General features: G+C 70.7%; 17 protein-coding genes. 9 read left to right on the forward strand and 8 right to left on the reverse strand.

Going from position 1 to position 17,351, the window contains the following annotated elements:
* Nucleotides 1-24: 24 nt before the first annotated feature.
* Nucleotides 25-1,392: an acyl-CoA dehydrogenase family protein gene (locus tag ACT3UF_RS05270; protein WP_444502155.1), complete on the reverse strand. Its 1,368-nt coding sequence runs from the start codon at nt 1,390-1,392 to the stop codon at nt 25-27.
* A complete protein-coding gene (locus ACT3UF_RS05275; protein ID WP_441445398.1) occupies nt 1,392-2,609 on the reverse strand; it encodes an acetyl-CoA C-acetyltransferase in 1,218 nt (405 codons plus the stop codon). The genes ACT3UF_RS05270 and ACT3UF_RS05275 overlap by 1 nt, the downstream gene beginning before the upstream one ends.
* A gap of 191 nt (nt 2,610-2,800) precedes the next feature.
* On the opposite strand from ACT3UF_RS05275, the gene ACT3UF_RS05280 reads away from it, so the two are divergent.
* Nucleotides 2,801-4,057: a helix-turn-helix domain-containing protein gene (locus tag ACT3UF_RS05280; protein WP_444502154.1), complete on the forward strand. Its 1,257-nt coding sequence runs from the start codon at nt 2,801-2,803 to the stop codon at nt 4,055-4,057.
* Here ACT3UF_RS05280 and ACT3UF_RS05285 read toward each other — a convergent pair.
* On the reverse strand, nt 4,054-5,064 hold the full coding sequence (locus tag ACT3UF_RS05285) for a PRD domain-containing protein (RefSeq protein ID WP_442331902.1): 1,011 nt from the start codon (nt 5,062-5,064) through the stop codon (nt 4,054-4,056). The two genes, ACT3UF_RS05280 and ACT3UF_RS05285, sit on opposite strands and share 4 nt — an antisense overlap.
* A 124-nt stretch (nt 5,065-5,188) precedes the next feature.
* A complete protein-coding gene (locus tag ACT3UF_RS05290) occupies nt 5,189-7,360 on the reverse strand; it encodes a glucose PTS transporter subunit IIA (RefSeq protein ID WP_444502153.1) in 2,172 nt (723 codons plus the stop codon).
* 360 nt (nt 7,361-7,720) lie between these two features.
* Between ACT3UF_RS05290 and ACT3UF_RS05295 the strand changes: the two genes are divergently transcribed.
* The 4 genes from ACT3UF_RS05295 to pdxH all read left to right on the forward strand — a co-directional run bounded on the left by ACT3UF_RS05295 (nt 7,721) and on the right by pdxH (nt 9,878).
* Entirely contained in the window at nt 7,721-8,029 is a 309-nt protein-coding gene (locus ACT3UF_RS05295; RefSeq protein ID WP_441445394.1) for a hypothetical protein, read from the forward strand.
* An 80-nt stretch (nt 8,030-8,109) separates the two neighbouring features.
* Nucleotides 8,110-8,610 carry a hypothetical protein gene (locus ACT3UF_RS05300; protein WP_441445393.1) on the forward strand — a complete coding sequence of 167 codons (501 nt, stop codon included), beginning with the start codon at nt 8,110-8,112 and terminating at the stop codon, nt 8,608-8,610.
* Entirely contained in the window at nt 8,607-8,957 is a 351-nt protein-coding gene (locus ACT3UF_RS05305; protein ID WP_441445392.1) for a transcriptional regulator, read from the forward strand. Before ACT3UF_RS05300 ends, ACT3UF_RS05305 begins: the two co-directional genes overlap by 4 nt.
* 237 nt (nt 8,958-9,194) lie before the next feature.
* Nucleotides 9,195-9,878 (forward strand): pyridoxamine 5'-phosphate oxidase, encoded by a 684-nt coding sequence (gene pdxH, locus ACT3UF_RS05310; RefSeq protein WP_441445391.1) that lies wholly within the window; start codon nt 9,195-9,197, stop codon nt 9,876-9,878.
* A gap of 5 nt (nt 9,879-9,883) precedes the next feature.
* Here the strand turns inward: pdxH and ACT3UF_RS05315 are convergent, their stop codons facing one another.
* Nucleotides 9,884-10,567, reverse strand: a complete 684-nt coding sequence (locus tag ACT3UF_RS05315; RefSeq protein WP_441445407.1) for an ATP-binding cassette domain-containing protein — start codon at nt 10,565-10,567, stop codon at nt 9,884-9,886.
* 20 nt (nt 10,568-10,587) lie between these two features.
* Nucleotides 10,588-10,785 (reverse strand): hypothetical protein, encoded by a 198-nt coding sequence (locus ACT3UF_RS05320; RefSeq protein WP_444608123.1) that lies wholly within the window; start codon nt 10,783-10,785, stop codon nt 10,588-10,590.
* 148 nt (nt 10,786-10,933) lie between these two features.
* On the opposite strand from ACT3UF_RS05320, the gene ACT3UF_RS05325 reads away from it, so the two are divergent.
* Both ACT3UF_RS05325 and ACT3UF_RS05330 read left to right on the forward strand, forming a co-directional pair.
* Entirely contained in the window at nt 10,934-11,758 is an 825-nt protein-coding gene (locus ACT3UF_RS05325) for a DsbA family protein (protein WP_441445389.1), read from the forward strand.
* A 192-nt stretch (nt 11,759-11,950) separates the two neighbouring features.
* Nucleotides 11,951-12,427, forward strand: a complete 477-nt coding sequence (locus ACT3UF_RS05330; RefSeq protein ID WP_444608124.1) for a hypothetical protein — start codon at nt 11,951-11,953, stop codon at nt 12,425-12,427.
* Between the two features lie 60 nt (nt 12,428-12,487).
* Here ACT3UF_RS05330 and ACT3UF_RS05335 read toward each other — a convergent pair whose 3' ends face one another.
* Both ACT3UF_RS05335 and ACT3UF_RS05340 read right to left on the reverse strand, forming a co-directional pair.
* Nucleotides 12,488-13,372 carry a GH25 family lysozyme gene (locus tag ACT3UF_RS05335; protein ID WP_444608125.1) on the reverse strand — a complete coding sequence of 295 codons (885 nt, stop codon included), beginning with the start codon at nt 13,370-13,372 and terminating at the stop codon, nt 12,488-12,490.
* Nucleotides 13,373-13,553: 181 nt separating this feature from the next.
* The gene (locus ACT3UF_RS05340) at nt 13,554-14,291 is read right to left on the reverse strand and encodes a glutamine amidotransferase (protein WP_441445386.1); all 738 of its coding nucleotides are present in this window, start codon (nt 14,289-14,291) and stop codon (nt 13,554-13,556) included.
* 87 nt (nt 14,292-14,378) lie between these two features.
* Here ACT3UF_RS05340 and ACT3UF_RS05345 point away from each other — a divergent pair, with 87 nt between their 5' ends.
* Together ACT3UF_RS05345 and ACT3UF_RS05350 are read left to right on the forward strand one after the other, a co-directional pair.
* Nucleotides 14,379-16,079, forward strand: a complete 1,701-nt coding sequence (locus ACT3UF_RS05345) for a serine hydrolase domain-containing protein (protein WP_444608126.1) — start codon at nt 14,379-14,381, stop codon at nt 16,077-16,079.
* A gap of 32 nt (nt 16,080-16,111) precedes the next feature.
* Nucleotides 16,112-17,092, forward strand: coding sequence for an aminoglycoside phosphotransferase family protein (locus ACT3UF_RS05350; RefSeq protein WP_444608127.1), 981 nt, complete (start codon nt 16,112-16,114; stop codon nt 17,090-17,092).
* Nucleotides 17,093-17,351 lie beyond the last annotated feature (259 nt).

Raw genomic sequence — 17,351 nt, forward strand, 5'->3', positions numbered from 1 at the left:
GTCGTTTCCGGCGGGAGGAGCGACTCACGCGAAGGCGCTGACCCCGGTGATCGACCGGCCCACGATGAGTGACTGCATCGTGTCGGTGCCCTCGTAGGTGTGCAGGGCCTCGATGTCGCTGCGGTGGCGGACCACGCGGTTCTCGAGCAGGATCCCGGAGCCGCCGAGCATGTCGCGGGCGTCCGAGGCGATCTCGCGCGCGGCGCGGGTGTTGTGCACCTTCGCGAGCGAGGCCTGCTCGGGGCGGATCCTCCCGGCAGCCTCGAGCTCGGCGAGCCGTACGCAGTGCAGCTGCATCGAGGTGAGGGTCTGCAGCATCGACGCCAGCCGCACCTGGACGTGCTGCGCCTTCGCCAGCGGTCGGCCGAACTGGATGCGCTTCTGGGCATGCTCGAGGGCGGCCTCGTAGCAGGCCACGGCATGGCCGAGCGCGCCCCAGGCGACCCCGGCGCGGGTGGCGAACAGGACCTTCGAGGTGTCCTTGAAGGAACGGGCCCCGGGCAGGCGCTGATCCAGCGCGATCCGCACGTCCGTCATGGTGATGTGGGCCTGGTGGATGGCGCGCAGGGCGACCTTGCCGCGGATCACCTCGGCCTCGTAGCCGGGCAGCGACTGGTCCACGAGGAACCCGCTGACCTGGCCGTGCAGCTCCGGCTGCGATTCGTCATCCACGCGCGCCCAGACCACGGAGAGGTGGCAGCCCGCACCGTTGCCGATCCAGCGCTTCTGCCCGGAGAGCACCCACTGCTCCCCGTCGCGGCGGGCGACCGTCTCGAGTGAGACGGAGTCGGAGCCGTGATCAGGCTCGGTGAGGGCGAAGGCGGCGTGCTCCGCGCCGGTGGCGAGCGGCTCGGCCCAGCGCTGCTTCTGCTCCTCGGAGCCCAGCAGCATGATCGAGCGCAGTGCAAGCCCGCCCTGGACGCCCACCATGGTGCCGACGCTCCCGTCGATGCGGGAGAGCTCCATGTTCACCAGGCCTGTGGCGAGAGGGGAGAGGGTGCGGTGGCCGGGCACGTCGAGGCCGTCGGTGAGCAGGTCGAGCTCACCGAGTCGGGCGATCAGCTCGATCGGGTACTCGCCGCGGTCCCACCAGTCGTTGATCTGCGGAAGCACTTCGGCGGCGAGCGAGCGGGCGTCGGCCCAGGCCTGGAGGTCCTCGCCGGTGACGTCCTGGAAGAGCGCGTAGTGGTCCGCCGCGGCGGGCAGCAGGTCGGCCGGGGTGGCGGCCGTGGCATCCGGTGCGGAGACGACGGCGCGGTCGGTGACCACGCTGTCCCGTCGGGCGTCGTCGGAGCCGCCGGGGTTGCCCCCGGGGGAGATGTGGCCGGGCACTGGGGCGTTCCATCCGGACTGCTGCGGAGCGGGCTGGGCGTGGGAGTCGTTGCTGGTCATCAGTTCATCCTCTCGATGATGAGGGCCATGCCCTGGCCGCCGCCGACGCACAGGGTCGCCAGGCCGTAGCGGCCCTCGCGCTCCTGCAGGCCGTGGAGCAGGGTGGTGGTCATGCGGGCGCCGGTGGAGCCCCAGGGGTGGCCGAGCGCGATCGCCCCGCCGTGGACGTTGAGCTTCTCGTGGTCGATGCCGAGGTCCTCGGCGGCGGGCAGCACCTGCGCGGCGAAGGCCTCGTTGAACTCGACCAGGTCGATGTCGTCGATGGTCAGCTCGGCGAGTGCGAGCGCTCTGCGGGTCGCCTCCACCGGTCCGAGGCCCATGATCTCGGGGCTGAGGCCGGAGACGCCGGTGGCGACCACGCGGGCGAGCGGGGTGATGCCCAGCTCCTTCGCGTACTCCGCCTCCATGACGATCAGCGCTGCGGCGCCGTCGTTCAGCGGGCAGCAGTTGCCGGCGGTGACGGTTCCGCCCGGGCGGAAGACGGGGTCCAGCCCGCCGACGGCCTCGAGCGTGACACAGGCGCGCGGAGAGTCGTCCGCGCTGACCACGGTGCCGTCGGGCAGGGTGACCGGCGTGATGTCCCGTGCGTAGAAGCCGGAGGCGATCGCGGCCTCGGCGCGGTTCTGGGAGCGGACGGCGTACTCGTCCTGGGCGGCGCGGGAGATGCCGCGCAGCTCGGCGACGTTCTCGGCGGTCTGGCCCATGGCGATGTAGGCGTCGGGCAGCTCGCCGTCCTCGCGCGGGTCGTGCCAGGGGGCGGGGATCTCTCGGGTGGCGCGCTTCTCGGTGCGCTCCCAGGCGTCACGGAACAGGGGGTCGCGGGCGTCCTCGTCCATCAGCTTGCCGGAGCTCGAGGAGATCGACTCGACGCCCGCGGAGATCACCACGCGGGCCTCGCCGGAGGCGATCGCGTGGAAGGCCGCGCGGGTGGTCTGGATCGAGGAGGCGCAGAAGCGGGTGACGGTCGCGCCGGGCACGGTGTCCAGGCCGAGGCGGACCGCGACGGTGCGGGCGAGGTTCCCGCCCTGCTGGCCCTCGGGGATCGCGCAGCCCAGCTGCAGGTCGTCGATCGTGGTGGGGTCGAGCTGCGGAACCTGGTCGAGCGCAGCCTGGATCATCTGGCCGACGAGGTCGTCGGGGCGGATGTCCTTCAGCGACCCTTTGCGGGCGCGACCGATGGGGGAGCGGGCGGTGGCGACGATGACGGCCTCGGGCACGAGGGTTCTCCTTCGACGACGATGTCTGGGGGCGGTTTGCCGGCGGGTGCGGCGGGATGCACGCTACCTGATGTTCCTGATACTACGGGTTGCACATACCTGGAGGGAAGTCAGCCGACCGGCCAGCATGCCGAGAAGGGCGACTCCACGGCGCGGATAGGGTGCCTCAATGGCGCCGATAGGGTGCCCCTATGGCTCATCCCCGCTCTCTGCCCGCCGCCGGCGCGGCCCTGGACAGGATGCTCGACGCTCTCGAGCACGAAGAGTCCCTGGTGCCGGAGATCTCGAGCGCGATCCGTACGGCCCTGCCCGGCTACGGCGAGGTCCCCTCCGCCTCGCTCGAAGCGTCGATCCATCGCAACATCGACCTCAGCATCCGCACCGTGCGCCGCGGGGCCTCTCCGGATGCCGAGCAGATCGCCGAGGCGGAGGAGCTCGCCGTCGAGCGGATGGGGCAGGGGGTGCCGCTGGGCAGCGTGCTGGCCGGCTTCCGCCTGTGCATGACGGAGATCCTGGACCGCCTGCGGCGGCTCGCCCCGGCGCATGGACTGCCCGCCGAGGAGGTGCTGGTCGTGGCGACCCTGCTGTGGTCGCTCGGGGATTCGTTCTCCACCCGCGCCGTCATCGGCCACCAGGAGCGCAGCATCGCCCAGGCCGTCGCCGACTCCGGCCGCCGCTCCCGCTGGCTGATCGAGGCGGTGATGACCGGCCTGCCGCGCACCGAGCTGCTCAGCGGCGCCGCCGCCTACGGCGTTCCCGGCGAGGCGCCCGCACGTGCGCTCATCGCGGCTCCCTCCGCCCGACAGCTGGAGAACTGGCAGCTGGAGAATGGTCAGCCGGAGAACGAGGACCGGTCCGACGCTGCCGACACCGCCCACCGGCTCCAGGACTGGGCGGCGCGCGCCGGGGTGGAGGTCCTGAGCACTCCGCACGGCATGGGCGAGGTCGGCCTCGTGCTCGGCGAGCCCGCCGTCGGCGTCGACCCCGAGGGCCTGTCCCTCGCGCTGGGCCCACCCGGCCCTCTCGCTCGACTGCCGGAGTCCTTCGTCGCGGCAAGCCGTGTGCAGACGGCCGCGGCACGGGTCGGCCACCGGGGCCTCGCCGACCTCGGGACGCTCTCCTGGCGGATGGGGATCACGGCCAGCCCCGAGGCCACCGAGCTGCTGCGGCGCCGCCGCCTCGAGCCGCTGCGCGCCGAGGGTGCGTTCGGGCAGCTGCTGCAGGAGACGGTGCGCGCCTACCTGGCGCATGGACTGAACATCCCACGCGCCGCCGCGTCGATCCCGGTGCATGTGAACACGCTGCGCTACCGGTTGAAGCGATTCCAGGAGCTGACCGGCGCGGATCTGCACGAGCCGGAGCACCTGATCGAGGTGAGCTGGGCCCTGGCGGCGGAGCCGGAACACGGGCGGCCCGCGGGGTCGCCGACCTTCGCGGACGGCGCCTAAGCTCCGCTGTCGGTTCCCCTATCGGCTTCCCTGGCGGCTGCGCTGCTGCCTGCGTTGTCGGCCGCGCTGCCAGCTGCGCCGCTGCCTGCGTTGTCGGCCGCGCCGCCAGCTCCGCTGCTGGCTGTGATGCCGACCCCGCTGTCCACCGTGCTGACCGCCGTCGTGGCGGCCTCCACCTCCATGGTCATCCGGGCCACATGCAGCGCGAGGTAGGCGATCTCGTCGTAGGAGAGAGCATCGCCCATCCGCAGCCGCACGATCACCGCGAGCTGCTCGGCGGTGCGTGTCGCCTCGGGATAGGCCTCGCAGATGGTGCGGCTGATCAGGGACTGCTCACCGTCGAGCTGACGATGCTGCTGGATGCGCACGAACATATAGCGCACATGGGTGATGAAGCGGGCGGCGGCCATCGAGTGGCGATCCACCACGATCCCGAACCGCTCCCCCACGATCGCCAGCATCTGCTGGATGACCCCGGTCATGGTGTAGGTGAAGGACAGGTCACCCGTCGCGAACCCGGCGTTGACCAGGTGCAGCGCGAGAGCTGTCGCCTCATGCTCGGGCAGCTTCGGATCCACCTGACGGTTGACCTCGACGAGCAGCCGGCGGGCCCTGTCGTACTCCTCGGCATAGAGGGTCTGGACCTCGGCCTGCAACGGGTACTCGATCTCGATCCCCTGGTGCAGACGCTCAAGGGCGCCGGAGACGTGATCGGCCACGGCGATGGCGAGCGTAGGGCGGTGGGATTCGCGATCCTCGATGCCGGTCTCGCGCAGCGCGATGACGACGGCCCGCAGGATCTCCTGGTCGATCATCGCGAACGCCTCGGCGAGGTGGTCGGGATCCCGCCCGTCGGCCGGCACGAAGATCTGCACGATCTTCTCGGGGTCGACCTGCTGGCCGGGCTGCGCGCGGAAGCCGATGCCGCGCCCGGTGAGGATGACGCCCTGGCCGTTCTCGTCGCGGGAGAGCACGACGTTGTTGTTGAGGACCCTCAGCACCTTCATCGGCACAGCACCTCTCTTCTCGGCCCTCGTCGTCGAGAGCACGTGCACCTCCTGCCAGGCAGCGGTCGGCTGCCACGGTGCGCGCACCCTCTGGACAGGAGGGTACGCGCACCGGACCAGCGGCTCAGCGGCGAGCCACTACCACCGTGTCCCCGGCCACGACGTCGGCCGCAGGTGCGGGTTCGACCGCGGCAAAGGTCGAGGTGTTCGGGACGGTCAGCAGGGTGATCGAGTCGTATCCTGCGGCGCGGATCGCCTCGAGGTCGACCATGGCCAGCAGGTCGCCGGCCTGCACCCGCTGCCCCTGCTCGACGCGGACGTCGAAGCCCTCACCGTCCATCTTCACGGTGTCGATGCCGACGTGGACCAGCACCTCTGCGCCGCCGTCGGCCAGCAGCCCGAAGGCGTGACCGGTGGTGGCGACGGTGGCCAGCAGGCCGTCCGCCGGGGCGAGGATGCGCCCGTCGACAGGGATGATGCCGACGCCCTCTCCCAGGGCCTTCGAGGCGAACACCGGGTCGGAGACTTCACCGATCGGCACCAGGCGTCCGGCCACGGGGGCGGTGAGGACCACGTCGCCGGCTCCGGGCACGGCGGCACCGTTCGCGGCGGCACCGGACGTCGCAGCACTGGACGGCGCAGCACCGGGACCAGCAGCGCCCGACGCGGCAGCGCCAGTCGAAGCAGCGCCGGGAGCGGCAGCGACGCCGGTGGCGGCGGGTGCACCGACCGTCGCGAGCTCGCGCTCCGCGGCGGGTGCGACGGCCTCTGCCGCGGCGGGCGCGGCGGCGGCTTCAGCGGCGTCACGCTGGGCATTCGCCTCGGCGCGCTGCTCGGCGGTCCGGTAGTCGGAGAAGAAGACCAGGACCATGGCGACCACGAAGGCGATGACGATCGCGATGACGTAGGTGAGCATCGGGTCGAAGACGGGGATGGTCAGCAGCGAGGTGAAGGCGAAGACGGAGGTGTTCACGCCGCCGAGCAGGCCCACGGTCAGACCGCCGGCGAGGCAGCCCACGAGCATGCGCGGGTAGATCCGCTTGAAGCGCAGGTGGATGCCGTACAGCGACGGCTCGGAGATGCCGCCGAAGAGGCCCGCGGCGAGCGCGCCGGTGGCGGTCTGGCGCATCTCGGCCTCGCGGTGGCGGATCGAGAGCAGCAGCACGCCGGCGGTGGCGCCGAAGCAGGCGAAGTTCCAGGCGCCCATGGGGCCCTGGATGAAGTCATAGCCCAGGGAGTTGATGTTCTGCAGCATGAGCGCGTTCAGCGGCCAGTGCAGGCCCAACGGCACCAGGAACGGGTACAGCAGCGGGATGAAGATCGCGAAGACCAGCGGTGCGTTGCCGTTCAGCCAGGCCAGGCCCGCGCCGAGGCCGTTGCCGGCCCAGATGCCGAGGGGGCCGATCAGGAAGGCGGTCACCGGGATCATCACCAGCATCGCGAGGAAGGGCACGAACACCAGCTGCACGTTGGGCGGGAAGACCTTCTGCAGGCCCTTGTAGACCAGTGCCAGCAGCGCGACCATCAGCAGCGGCACGAACACCTGGCCGCCGTAGTCGTTCAGCTGCATCGGCAGACCGAACACCTGGGCGATGCACTGCTGGGTGCCCAGCAGCTCATTGGTGGTGCAGGTGACACCCGGGGTGGTGCCGTCGAGCAGGCCCATGTAGTCCGGGGTCATCACCGCGGCCATCACCGCAGCGCCGACCCAGCCGTCGATCTGCAGCTTCTTCGCGGCGTTGAAGGCCACCATGATCGGCAGGAAGTACAGCACCGAACGCCACATCGCATCGACGAACACCCAGGTCGCGGACTTGTCCTCAGCGCGGAAGTCGACCATGCCCAGGGCGTCGAGCACCGAGGCGATCGCGATGATCAGCGAAGCACCCAGCAGCACGCCCATCAGCGGACGGAAGGAGTCCGAGAGGTACTCGAAGAAGCTGTCGAGCCAGGACCACTTCCCCCTCGCCTTGGAACGGATCGCGGCTTTGACCTCGGCGTCGGACTGGGCGACGGGCGTGCCGCCGTCGGCCATCGAGGGGAGGTTCATGATCTGGGAGTGGACCCCGGCGACGGCGCCGCCGATGACGACCTGGAAGCGATCGCCGGACTGGGGCACGGTGCCCATCACGCCGGAGAGCGCGTCCAGGCTCTCCCGGTCCACCTTCTCACCGTCATGGAGCTGGAAGCGCAGTCGGGTCGCGCAGTGGGTGAGGCTCTCGATGTTCTCTGGCCCGCCGACGCCGCGGACGATGTCCTCGGCGATCGACGTGGTCCCTGGTGAGGAGGTGCTCATGATGCGTCGTCGCATCCTTCCTGGGTCGGTCTTCCTGGGGTCGGTGGACCTGCGGGCGGCAGGTTCCGGGCAACGAAAAAGACCCGGGCCCCGCCGGGTGCGCTGGAGCGCACGAGCAGGTCCCAGGTCTTGCTCCTCCGTCAAGGACGGGGGATGACAATCCGGTGAACACAGTGGTTCGGAGAGGAACACTAGCAGGCTCCTGCGATCACGCAAGCGGGACGGAGGTCCCGCGTCAGCCCGTCAGCCCGGAGTGTGGATGACTGTCCCGAGCGACCCTCTCAGGATCCACCCACGGGATGACGCCCTCGCGCTTCCCGGAGGACGCGGCGGCGGTGCGCCGCGCCGCACAGTGGAGGCATGAGAAACGCAACCATCTCCACCAGCCGCACCCGTGCCACCACCGAAGACCACCTCATCGACTACCGGCCGCTGCCGGCCACCTGGGGTGAGCTCGAGTCGCTGCAGCAGGTGCGCGCCGCGAAGGCTCGCGCCGCCGCGCGCGGCCAGGATCCCAGCACCTTCGAGCTCGCGGCGCTCCCCTCCCCGCCGGAGTCTCGCTCCGTGATGACGCGCCGGGGCCGTCGGGGCCTGTTCTCCTCCCTGCTGCGCGAGCCCGGAGTCCATCACCGTCCGCGTCGTGGCCGCGGGGATCTCGCGACAGTCTGAGAGCCTCCGCAGTCCGAGCACGGTCGGACACCACCCTCAGTCACTTGACGAACAGTGAAGTGACTCGTAGAGTTTCCAACATGGAAAACGACATCGCGCAGGGCGGGCCCGAGGACGCACCCTCCGCCGCGGAGGCTCGCGCCAGGCTGGCCGCCATGGACACGGACGCGTCGCAGCTCGCCGCGCGCCTGGTCACGCCGTGGTGGTACCACCCCATCCTCGGCGGGATGGTCGCGGCGGCGATCATCGCCCAATCACTGCCCTCGGTCGCCTCCATGTCGATGATCGTGATGGTCATCATCTGGATCCCCTTCCTGATCAAGGCCTACACCAGCCGGTACAAGGTCTGGATGTCCGAGCCCGCCGGCCCCCGCAGCCGGCGCATGATGCTGCTGCTCCTGGGAACGCTGGTCGTGCTGATGGCATCCGGGGTGCTGATGAAGATCGCCGGCCTCTCCCCGTGGTGGGTGCTGGTGCCTGCGGTGCTCGGCTTCGTCGCGACGGTGTGGCTGGGGCGCCGGTACGACGCGGTGCTGCGCTCCGAGATCTCCACCCCCTCCCACCACTCCACGCAGCGATGAGCAGGGCTTCCGCTCCCCGTGCAGGGCAGGAACCCGCACCAGAATTCCATGAGCTCATCCACGCTCCGGTGAGGTTGCGGATCTGCGGGTTGCTGCGCCCGATGAGTGAGGTCGAGTTCTCAGTGCTGCGCGACACCCTGCAGCTGAAGGACGCGAACCTCTCGAAGAACCTCAAGCTGCTGGCCGACGCGGAGCTGGTGAAGCTGCGCAAGGAGTTCTCTCCGGTACGGAATGATGCCCGTCGGCTGACCTGGGTCTCGCTCACCGTGAAGGGCCATGCCGCCCTCGCCGGGCATCTGGCCGCGCTGCGCGCCATCGCCGAGGGCGACCCCGCGATGCCGAGCTGATCAGCAGCCGGTCAGATCAGCAGCCACTCTGGTCAGTGTCCGCACAGCACGGCGCAGGACAGCACGGCGCAGGACAGCACAGCGCATGAAGTCCGCACGCGCTCTAGGATCAGCCCCAGGACGAGGACGTCCTCCCCACCGGTCGTCGGCGCCACCGCTCCCGTGCGGCCCGCTGCTCCCGAGCGCGCGGGTCGCGGCCGCGAGACGATGATGACCACCGAGGGACAGGAGATCCCGATGACCGACCGTCCCACCCTTCCTCGCCTCGCCGGTGAGCGCACCGACTATCTCGCAGGATCGCTGCCCGATGATGCCCCGGCCGATCCGCTGGCCCTGTTCGATCTCTGGCTGGCGGAGGCCTTCGCCCGCCGGGAGGAGCACGGGGATCTGCCGGAGCCGTCGGCCGTGGTGCTCTCCACCGTGGCGCTCGATGCCGATGGCATACCCCGGCCGCGCTCGCGCACCGTGCTGCTGAAGGCGCACGACGCAGACGGCTTCGTGATGTACACGAACCTGGACTCGGACAAGGGCCGCGAGGCCCGGGCCACGCCGCAGGCCGCGCTGCTGCTGCCCTGGTATCCGCTGCAGCGGCAGGTGCGCATCGAGGGCGCCGTGGAGGAGGTCTCTGCGGCGGAGTCCGATGCGTACTGGGCGCTGCGTCCGCGCGGCTCCCAGCTGGGGGCCTGGGCTTCCCATCAGTCGCGGTCCATCGCCTCGCGCGAGGGGCTGGAGGCGCAGTACGCCGCGGCCGAGGATCGGTTCGCGGACGGGCCGGTGCCGCGGCCGCCGTTCTGGGGCGGGCTGCGCGTGCGCCCGCGGACGCTGGAGTTCTGGCAGGGTCGCCCGCACCGCGTCCATGACCGGATCCTCTACACCGCAGCGGCCGACGGCACCTGGGAGCGGCACCGGCTGCAGCCCTGAACCGCTCAGTCCAGGTATCGGAGAAAGCGCTGCGGTGCGTCGAGGAAGCTGCGCCAAGTGCGCACCAGGACGAGGTCGTCGTAGTCGGTGCGGCGCAGGCCCCACTCCCCCACCTCATACAGCTCCGCGCCCGGCAGCGCGGCGAGCACCGGGGAGTGGGTCGACAGGATGATCTGGGAGCCGTTGTCGACCAGCTCTCGCAAGAGCCCCAGCAGGGCCAGGCAGCCGGGCAGCGACAGTGCGGATTCGGGCTCGTCGAGCATCCAGAGGCCGCGGATGCGGGAGCGCTCGGCGACCAGCTCGAGGAACGATTCACCGTGGCTGCGCTCGTGCATCATCCCGCCCACCCCGATCTCCTCGTAGTAAGTGAACAGCGAGTGCATGGTCTCGGCGCGCAGGAAGAAGCCGGACTTCGAGGCGCCCGCGCCGCGCACCAGTTGCAGGTGCTCGCCGAGCGGTGATTCCGTGGCGCGGGTGGCGTGCATCGCCCCGGTCCCGCCGCCTTCGGGGTTCAGTCCGTAAGCGCCGGCGATCGCCTCCACGAGCGTCGACTTGCCGGCTCCGTTGTCCCCGGTCAGCACCGTGACCTGCCCTAGCTCGAGCCCCTCGTCCAGCAGCTGGCGCACGGGTGCCAGGGTCGCGGGCCACGCGGACCTGTCGGCCGGGGCGAGGTGATGCTCTCGGACCATGCGCAGCGGGAGCAGCGGGCTCACGCCGCGCACGCAGACAGGTAGAGGTTCTCTCCGCGGGGCGTCGGCTGCTCGGGGTGAAGAGCGAGGTCGCGGAAGGCGTCTTCGGGGTCCTCGCGCAGGGCCTCGGGGATCGCCGGGGCGTCTTCCGGCTGTTCGGCTGGCTGTTCGGCGCGGCTGATCCGGCGGTTCTGGGAGGCAACGTCGTGAACCTTCATGCCCCCAGCATGCCTGCCACGGCGGACAGACCGCCCGACGGACAGATCCATCGTTCAGCGGCAGCTCCATCGCTGAACGGCGGTTGCCTCGCTAAGCTCTGGGCTCTGGGGGCCGACACCTGGCCCCACCTGCACCCGAGGCGGACCCATGGATGCACGCAGCTCCCGCACCCCGCTGATCTTCGGCGTCGTCGCCGCGGTGGCCTGCCTTGCACTGGGGATGCTGCTGGTGCTCTCCGTGACCGTCGGCGTCCTGGTGTATCGCAGCGGCGAGGCGGAGGCGAGCCGTACGGTCGACCCCGTCTCGAGCAACCCTTCCGCGACCGGCCCTTCCGCGAGCGGCACCGCCACGGCCAGCCCCGCCGAGGATCCGGCCCCTCACAGTGATGTCCCGCAGGAAGGCGGCAACCACTCCGACGAGCTGGTCCTGCCGCCCGAGGTCGCCCCCGATCAGCCCTATCTCGAGCTGAGCTCGAGCGAGGACGGCCCGGTGGTGGATGTCTACCGCGACTTCCTCTGCCCGCCGTGCAAGGACTTCCAGCGCATCCAGGGCGATGACCTGATCCAGATGGCGCTGGACAACGAGATCACCCTGCGGGTCCATCCGCGTCCGATGCTCGATGCCTCCTCGGATCCGCCCGGGTACTCGAGCCGGGCAGCCCATGCCGCAGTCTGCGCCTACGCCCAGGGCTCGGAGAGATGGTTCCCGGCGGAGATCACCCTGTTCGAGAACCAGCCCGGGAACGAAGGCCTCGCCGATCACGAGCTCATCTACCTGGTCAACGAGGCGACCGGGGTGGACATCAGCGAATGCCAAGCCGAGGGTGCCTATTACGTCTGGCTCCAGGATGTCGTCGAGCCCGCTGCGCTGGAGAGCGTCCCCGGCACGCCGTCGGTGCTGATCGACGGGGAGCTGTTCACCGGGGATCTGGGCAAGAGCGGAACCCTGAAAGAGGCGATCACCGCGGCCTGAGCCTCCATCTGGGCTTCCACGTGCACCTCCACCCGCGCTTCCACGGAGGACTCCGTCGCGGGCTCGCCCCGGAGCCATCGCGCAGACGGATCTCACGTCCTGGGTGACATCCCGGCAACGCAGCGGCGAACACCTGAGGACAGCTCGAGGATCCGCCTGGGCACGCCCGGGAACCCGCTCTACGGTGGCGATATGCACTCCGAGACCAGGCACTCCCCCGTCGGCCTCACCCCTGTCGGCCTCACCCACGACGCCGGGTGGCAGCTGGCCGTCCGTCGCGCCCTGCCCGCGTCCGCCGAGGACGTCTGGCGTCGGCTGCTCGCCGAGTGCCTTCCGCAGTGGCTGGGAGTCGAGTCGATCCCGCAGATGGTCGGGGCACCGATCCGCCATGAGGGCCGGGTCCGTGGCCGGGTGGTCGGCTGCCATGTGGGCCGTCGGCTGCGCCTGCGGTGGACTCCCGCTGCCCTCGACCACGAGACCGTCTTCCAGGTGACCCTGCAGGACTCGCCCGAGGATCCGCTCTGGGGCATCGTCATCGAGCTCCACCAGGAGCGGCTGCTCGGTGCGGCAGAGCGTCAGGCCCTGCTCGAGCACTGGACCACGGTGCTCGACACCCTGGCCGAGGACTATGCGCGGGAGAGCGCGCGCACCCAGGAACTGCTGGGCTGAGGGGAGGCTGGGCTGAGGGGACGCTGGGCTGACCAACGCTCGGGCCCGTCGACTCAGTTCTCAGGCCCCGTCGATGGGATGTCCGATCGCGCCTTCGCCCTCGGGGATGGTGGCATGGGAGCGCAGCACGTCGATCCGGGCGACATCGATGTCGACCCCGCCGCTGATCCCGGCGACGGTGCCGTCGAAGCGCAGCTGCCACACCGCCCAGTCCTCCTGGGCCGGCCGCTGAGCTGCGGAGAAGAGCCAGTCCGGGCGGTTGTTCGTCACCGGCAGCTCGTAATGCTCACGCCACTCCGAGGAGGAGTAGATGAGCATGCGCCGTCCCCAGGCCTGCTCGACCGCTGCGGTGAAGGCATCGATCTCGTTCTGCGCGTCGGCCGCCTCGGGCCGCTCCGCACACGAGCCGTCGAACTCGAGATCGAGGGCCGGCGGGAGGGCGGAGTCATCAGGCGGAGCGGCAGCCAGGAAGTCAGCAGCCTGGTCAGCGCCCGGTGAGCACAGGGTGAAGTAGTGGTAAGCGCCGGCGGTCACGCCGGCAGCCCGGGCCCCCTCCCAGTTCTGGCGGAAGTGCGAGTCGGTGAACCCGGTGCCCTCGGTGGCCTTGACGTAGACGAAGCGGTAGCCATCGCTGGCGACCTGCGCCCAGTCGATATCGCCCTGGTGGCTGGAGACGTCGATGCCCATCACCTCATCCGGGGTGAACTCGGTCCCTTCGGGCAGGTTCGCGAGGGCTACGGCGTCCGCGGGCGTGGCGGCGACGGACATCGCGGCGTCATCCGCCTGGAAGGGCTCGGGCTCGGTGAGCGCCTGCTCCTTCTCGCCCCCGCGCAGTGCTCCGATCACGGACGCGGTGCAGCCGCCGATCACCAGGAGCAGCACGAGTGCGAGCGCGCCGACGACGATCTGTCGTCGCCGGATCTGCTCTGGTGTGAATCGGGGCACGGTGCGGACGGTACCTGAGCAGGCCCCACTGAGGTGGGACGACGTGCCGCCCCCGGCCCCGCAGCTCAGTGCAGCGGCTCGGTCCTGCCGCTCTGTGCGGCGGCCCGACGCAGCGGTTCGACGCGACGGCTCGGTTCGACGGCCCGGTTCTGTGCGACGGTTCGGCTCTGCGCGCGAACGGTCAGCGCGCGAACAGGGTGGCGAAGGCGCGCAGCAGTCGGGGCGGCTGGTCGGCGACCTCGTTCCGCAGCGCGTCGAACACGTCCTCCATCTCATCCGGGGAGAAGTAGCCGTGCTCGCGGTAGGCGCGGGCCCGCTCGATGATCGAGGGAATGTCGAGCTCGGGATGGAATTGGGTCGCGTACTGGCGCGTGCCCACCCGGAACATCTGCACCGGCGAGGTCCTCCCGGTGGCGAGCACCGTGGCGTGGTCGGGGAGGGTGTGGACGGCTTCCTTGTGCCCGACCAGCCCGGTGAAGGTCTGCGGCAGCTGCGCCTCGCGGATCAGCGGATCCTGCTGGCCGGCCTCGGTGAGCGTGACCTCCACGGCGCCCAGCGGCTCGCCGTAGACCTTGTCGATCAGGGCACCCTGATGGGTGCCGAGCGTGCCGATGCCGTAGCAGGCGCCGAGGAAGGGGATGTCCTCGGCGATCACCTGGTCCAGGACTCGGAAGATCTCCGCCTCGGCGCGCAGCTGCTCAGCGGACTTCGACTCCACCGGATCGGAGACGGTGAAGGGACTGCCGCACAGGATGATCCCGGAGATGTCTGCGGCGTGCAGGTCAGGGAAGGGGTCGCGGTCCAGGCGGGCGAAGATCAGCTGGTCCTCGGCGAGTCCGGTGAAGTCGAGCACGGCGGCGCGCTCGGTGAGGGCGACGTCGTCCTCAGGGCGGGTAGCGATCTGCACGAACGGTTTCACGAGGGTGATGCTAACGGCCGCCGCCGGGAGTTCCAGACCGTGGGCCCGTAGTCTGCGGGAGCGCCGACCGCCTTCGAAGGAGATGCCATGCCCGCACCGTTCGCCGACACCCCTCACGATGCCGTGCCGTCCGCTGAGCCCCGGGCCCTTGCCGGTGCTGTCGCTGGTGCTGGGACCGGCGGCCGTAGCCCGGCGCCCGAGAGTGCCGGGACTCTTCGGGAGAGCAGCACGGGGATCTCTCGCGCCGCCGTGGAGGACGTCGCGGCGATGCTGCCCGAGTGGCTCGAGACCGTGCGCCACCTGCGCCGTCAGGCGGGATTCCAGGTCGCGATCTGGCATGACGGGGAGCTCGTCACAGAGGTCGCAGTCGGCGCGGCCGACGAACCGGCGGGAATCCCGCTGACCACCACGCACCGGCTGCGCATAGCCTCCCACTCGAAGATGTTCACGGCGCTGACGATCATGCGCCTGCAGGAACAGGGGAGGCTGCGGCTGGATGACACCGTCGGCGACCATGTGGTCGAGCTCGCAGATTCCCCCGTCGCGGATCGCACACTGCGTGACCTGCTCTCGCATTCGGCGGGCCTGACCCGCGACTCCGACGACGCCCGCTGGTGGCGCCTCAGCACTCCCTTCGCCGACCGGGCGCAGCTGCTGCAGATCGCCCGCACCGGTGCGGTACGGACCGAGCCGGGCCTGCATCTGCAGTACTCGAACATCGGCTACGGGCTGCTCGGACTGGTCATCGAGGAGGTCACCGGAGCGAGCTTCGCCGAGGCGGTCACCGAGCTGGTGCTCGCCCCGGTCGGGTTAGAGCAGATTGGTCCCGACCTGCCGGCGGGGGCTCCGGGGCCGGAGGCGGCCGACGGCTTCGCCCTCGGGCACACCTCGCTGCTGCACGGACCCCGACGAGTGGTGGAGCAGATCAGCACCGGAGCCCTCGCTGCGGCAACGGGATTCTGGGCCACCGCCGGGGCGATCGCGAGCGTCGCCGGACGGGTGCTGACGGCCGGCGCGCTGCTGGAGCCGAGATCGCTGCGGGAGATGCGGCGCCGGGTGTGGACCCTGCGCGACGGCGCACAGTACGGGCTGGGACTGCAGGAGGGCCGGCTGCACGGCTTCACGGTCATCGGCCACTCCGGAGGGTTCCCCACGGGGCTCTCCCGCACCTGGGCGGCCCCGGCGGAGCGGCTGGCCGTGAGCGTCATCGGCACCTCGGTGGACTCCCCGAGCTCGGACGTCGCACTCGGCATCCTCGGCCTGCTGTCCCTCGCCGCGGGACGTCCCGCACCCCAGGCGGATGAATGGGAGCGAGCCGGAGCCCAGGGCGGTGCTTCTGACGGCCGGCCCCGACCCAGCGCACTCGCGGAGCAGAGCGGGGTGCGGTCGGCCATGGCGGGCGTGGGCGACGATGAGGGCGCGCTCTCCGCCGCCAGGATCGCGCAGCTGGTCGAGGGCACGTATGACTCGCTGTGGGGGCGGACCCGGTTGGTCACGCTCGGCGGGCGGTTGTTCTGCCTGGACGAGTCCTTGACCGACCCCGCATCGGCCGCTCTCGAGCTGTCGGTGTGCGGGACGCGCCGCGACCCGATTGAGCCGAATCGTGAGGTGGTCGAGCTCGCCACCTGGGGTGATTCCGGCTACGGCACGTGGGCGGAGCCGATTCTCGCGCGCCTGGTCGCTGAGGGGGATGAGGGTTCACTGTGCTGCACGGGCCTGGTGATGACGGGTCAGGTGCAGACCCCCACCGCGGACTTCGTGATGCCCGAGCGGGTCCTCGCGCCGTGACGGGGCTCGTCGCGGGCCATCCCCTGCCGGCGATGCTCGCAGCAGGGGACGACCCGGGCCTCGCAGCCTGGCGCGATGAGCTCCCACGCATGGTCCAGGGGTTGCTCACGAGGTGGGAGCTGGAGGCTTCCGCGCCGTTCTCCCCCGGTGGGACCAGCGCATGGGTGGCGCCGGTGCACGATGTCGACGGCATGGAGCGGGTGCTGAAAGTCGCGTGGGCCCATGAGGAATCCCGCGACGAAGCAGCGGGAATGGTCGCCTGGCAGGGACGGGGCGCGGCGAGAGTCCATCGCAGCGAGCGGCACGGCGAGACGGCAGCACTGCTGCTGGACAGAGTGCACCCGGGAACGCCGCTGGCCGCGATGCTCACCTGGCCCGAGCGCGATGAGGTGATCGCAACCGTTGCCCGCGGGCTGTGGCGGCCGCCGAGCGAGCTGCTGTCCAGCGACATGGCGGACGCTGGCTTCGAGGATGCTGACTTGTTGGGCGCGGACATCTCAGGCGCTGACGCTGCGACAGGATTTCGGCCCCTCAGTCAGATGTGCGCGTGGTGGGCCGACTCCGCGCAGCAACGGGCCGATGACGGGCATTCGCCGCTCCCCCGCGGCCTGGTGGACCACGGGTTGCAGCTGTTCCGCGAGCTCCCGGCGCAATGGGACGGGGAGGCGGTGCTGTTGGCGACCGATCTCCATCCGGGGAATGTTCTCTCCTCGGCCGGAGGGTCAGGCGCCGTCGATGGCTCCGTCGAGGACGGGTCCGGGCGGCACTGGGTGCTGATCGATCCCAAGCCGTATGTGGGCGATCCGCACTATGACGTCCTGCAGCACATGTTCAATGATCCGGATCGTCTGCGGGCTCAGCCCGATCCTTTCGCTGATCGGATGGCGCAACTCGCCGGTCTGGACCCGCATCGGGTGCGCCAGTGGTTGCTGGCTCGGTGCGTGCAGGAGGCCGGGGTGCTCGACGCCGCGGCGGAGGCGGCCCTGATGCTCGCTGCCGACGGGGTCGAGTAGCCCTCGATCGGGTCGGCTCGGTCGGCTCGGTCGGCTCGATCGGCTCGATCGGCTCGGTCGGCTCGGTCGGCTCGATCGGCTCGATCGGCTCGGTCGGCTCGATCGGCTCGATCGGCTCGATCGGCTCGATGCGACCTTCGACCGCCGACGGCGGCTCGTCGGCCTCCGGCGCGCCCTCTTCCGGCGAGACGGATGGGCTCCCCTCGTCGTCGGGCCGCCGCTCCCAGACCAGCGGCGTCGGGGTGGTCACGCGGCTCAC

Origin of the sequence: Brachybacterium sp. AOP24-D1-21 (assembly GCF_052378665.1) — a bacterium.
Taxonomy (GTDB): Bacteria; Actinomycetota; Actinomycetes; order Actinomycetales; family Dermabacteraceae; genus Brachybacterium.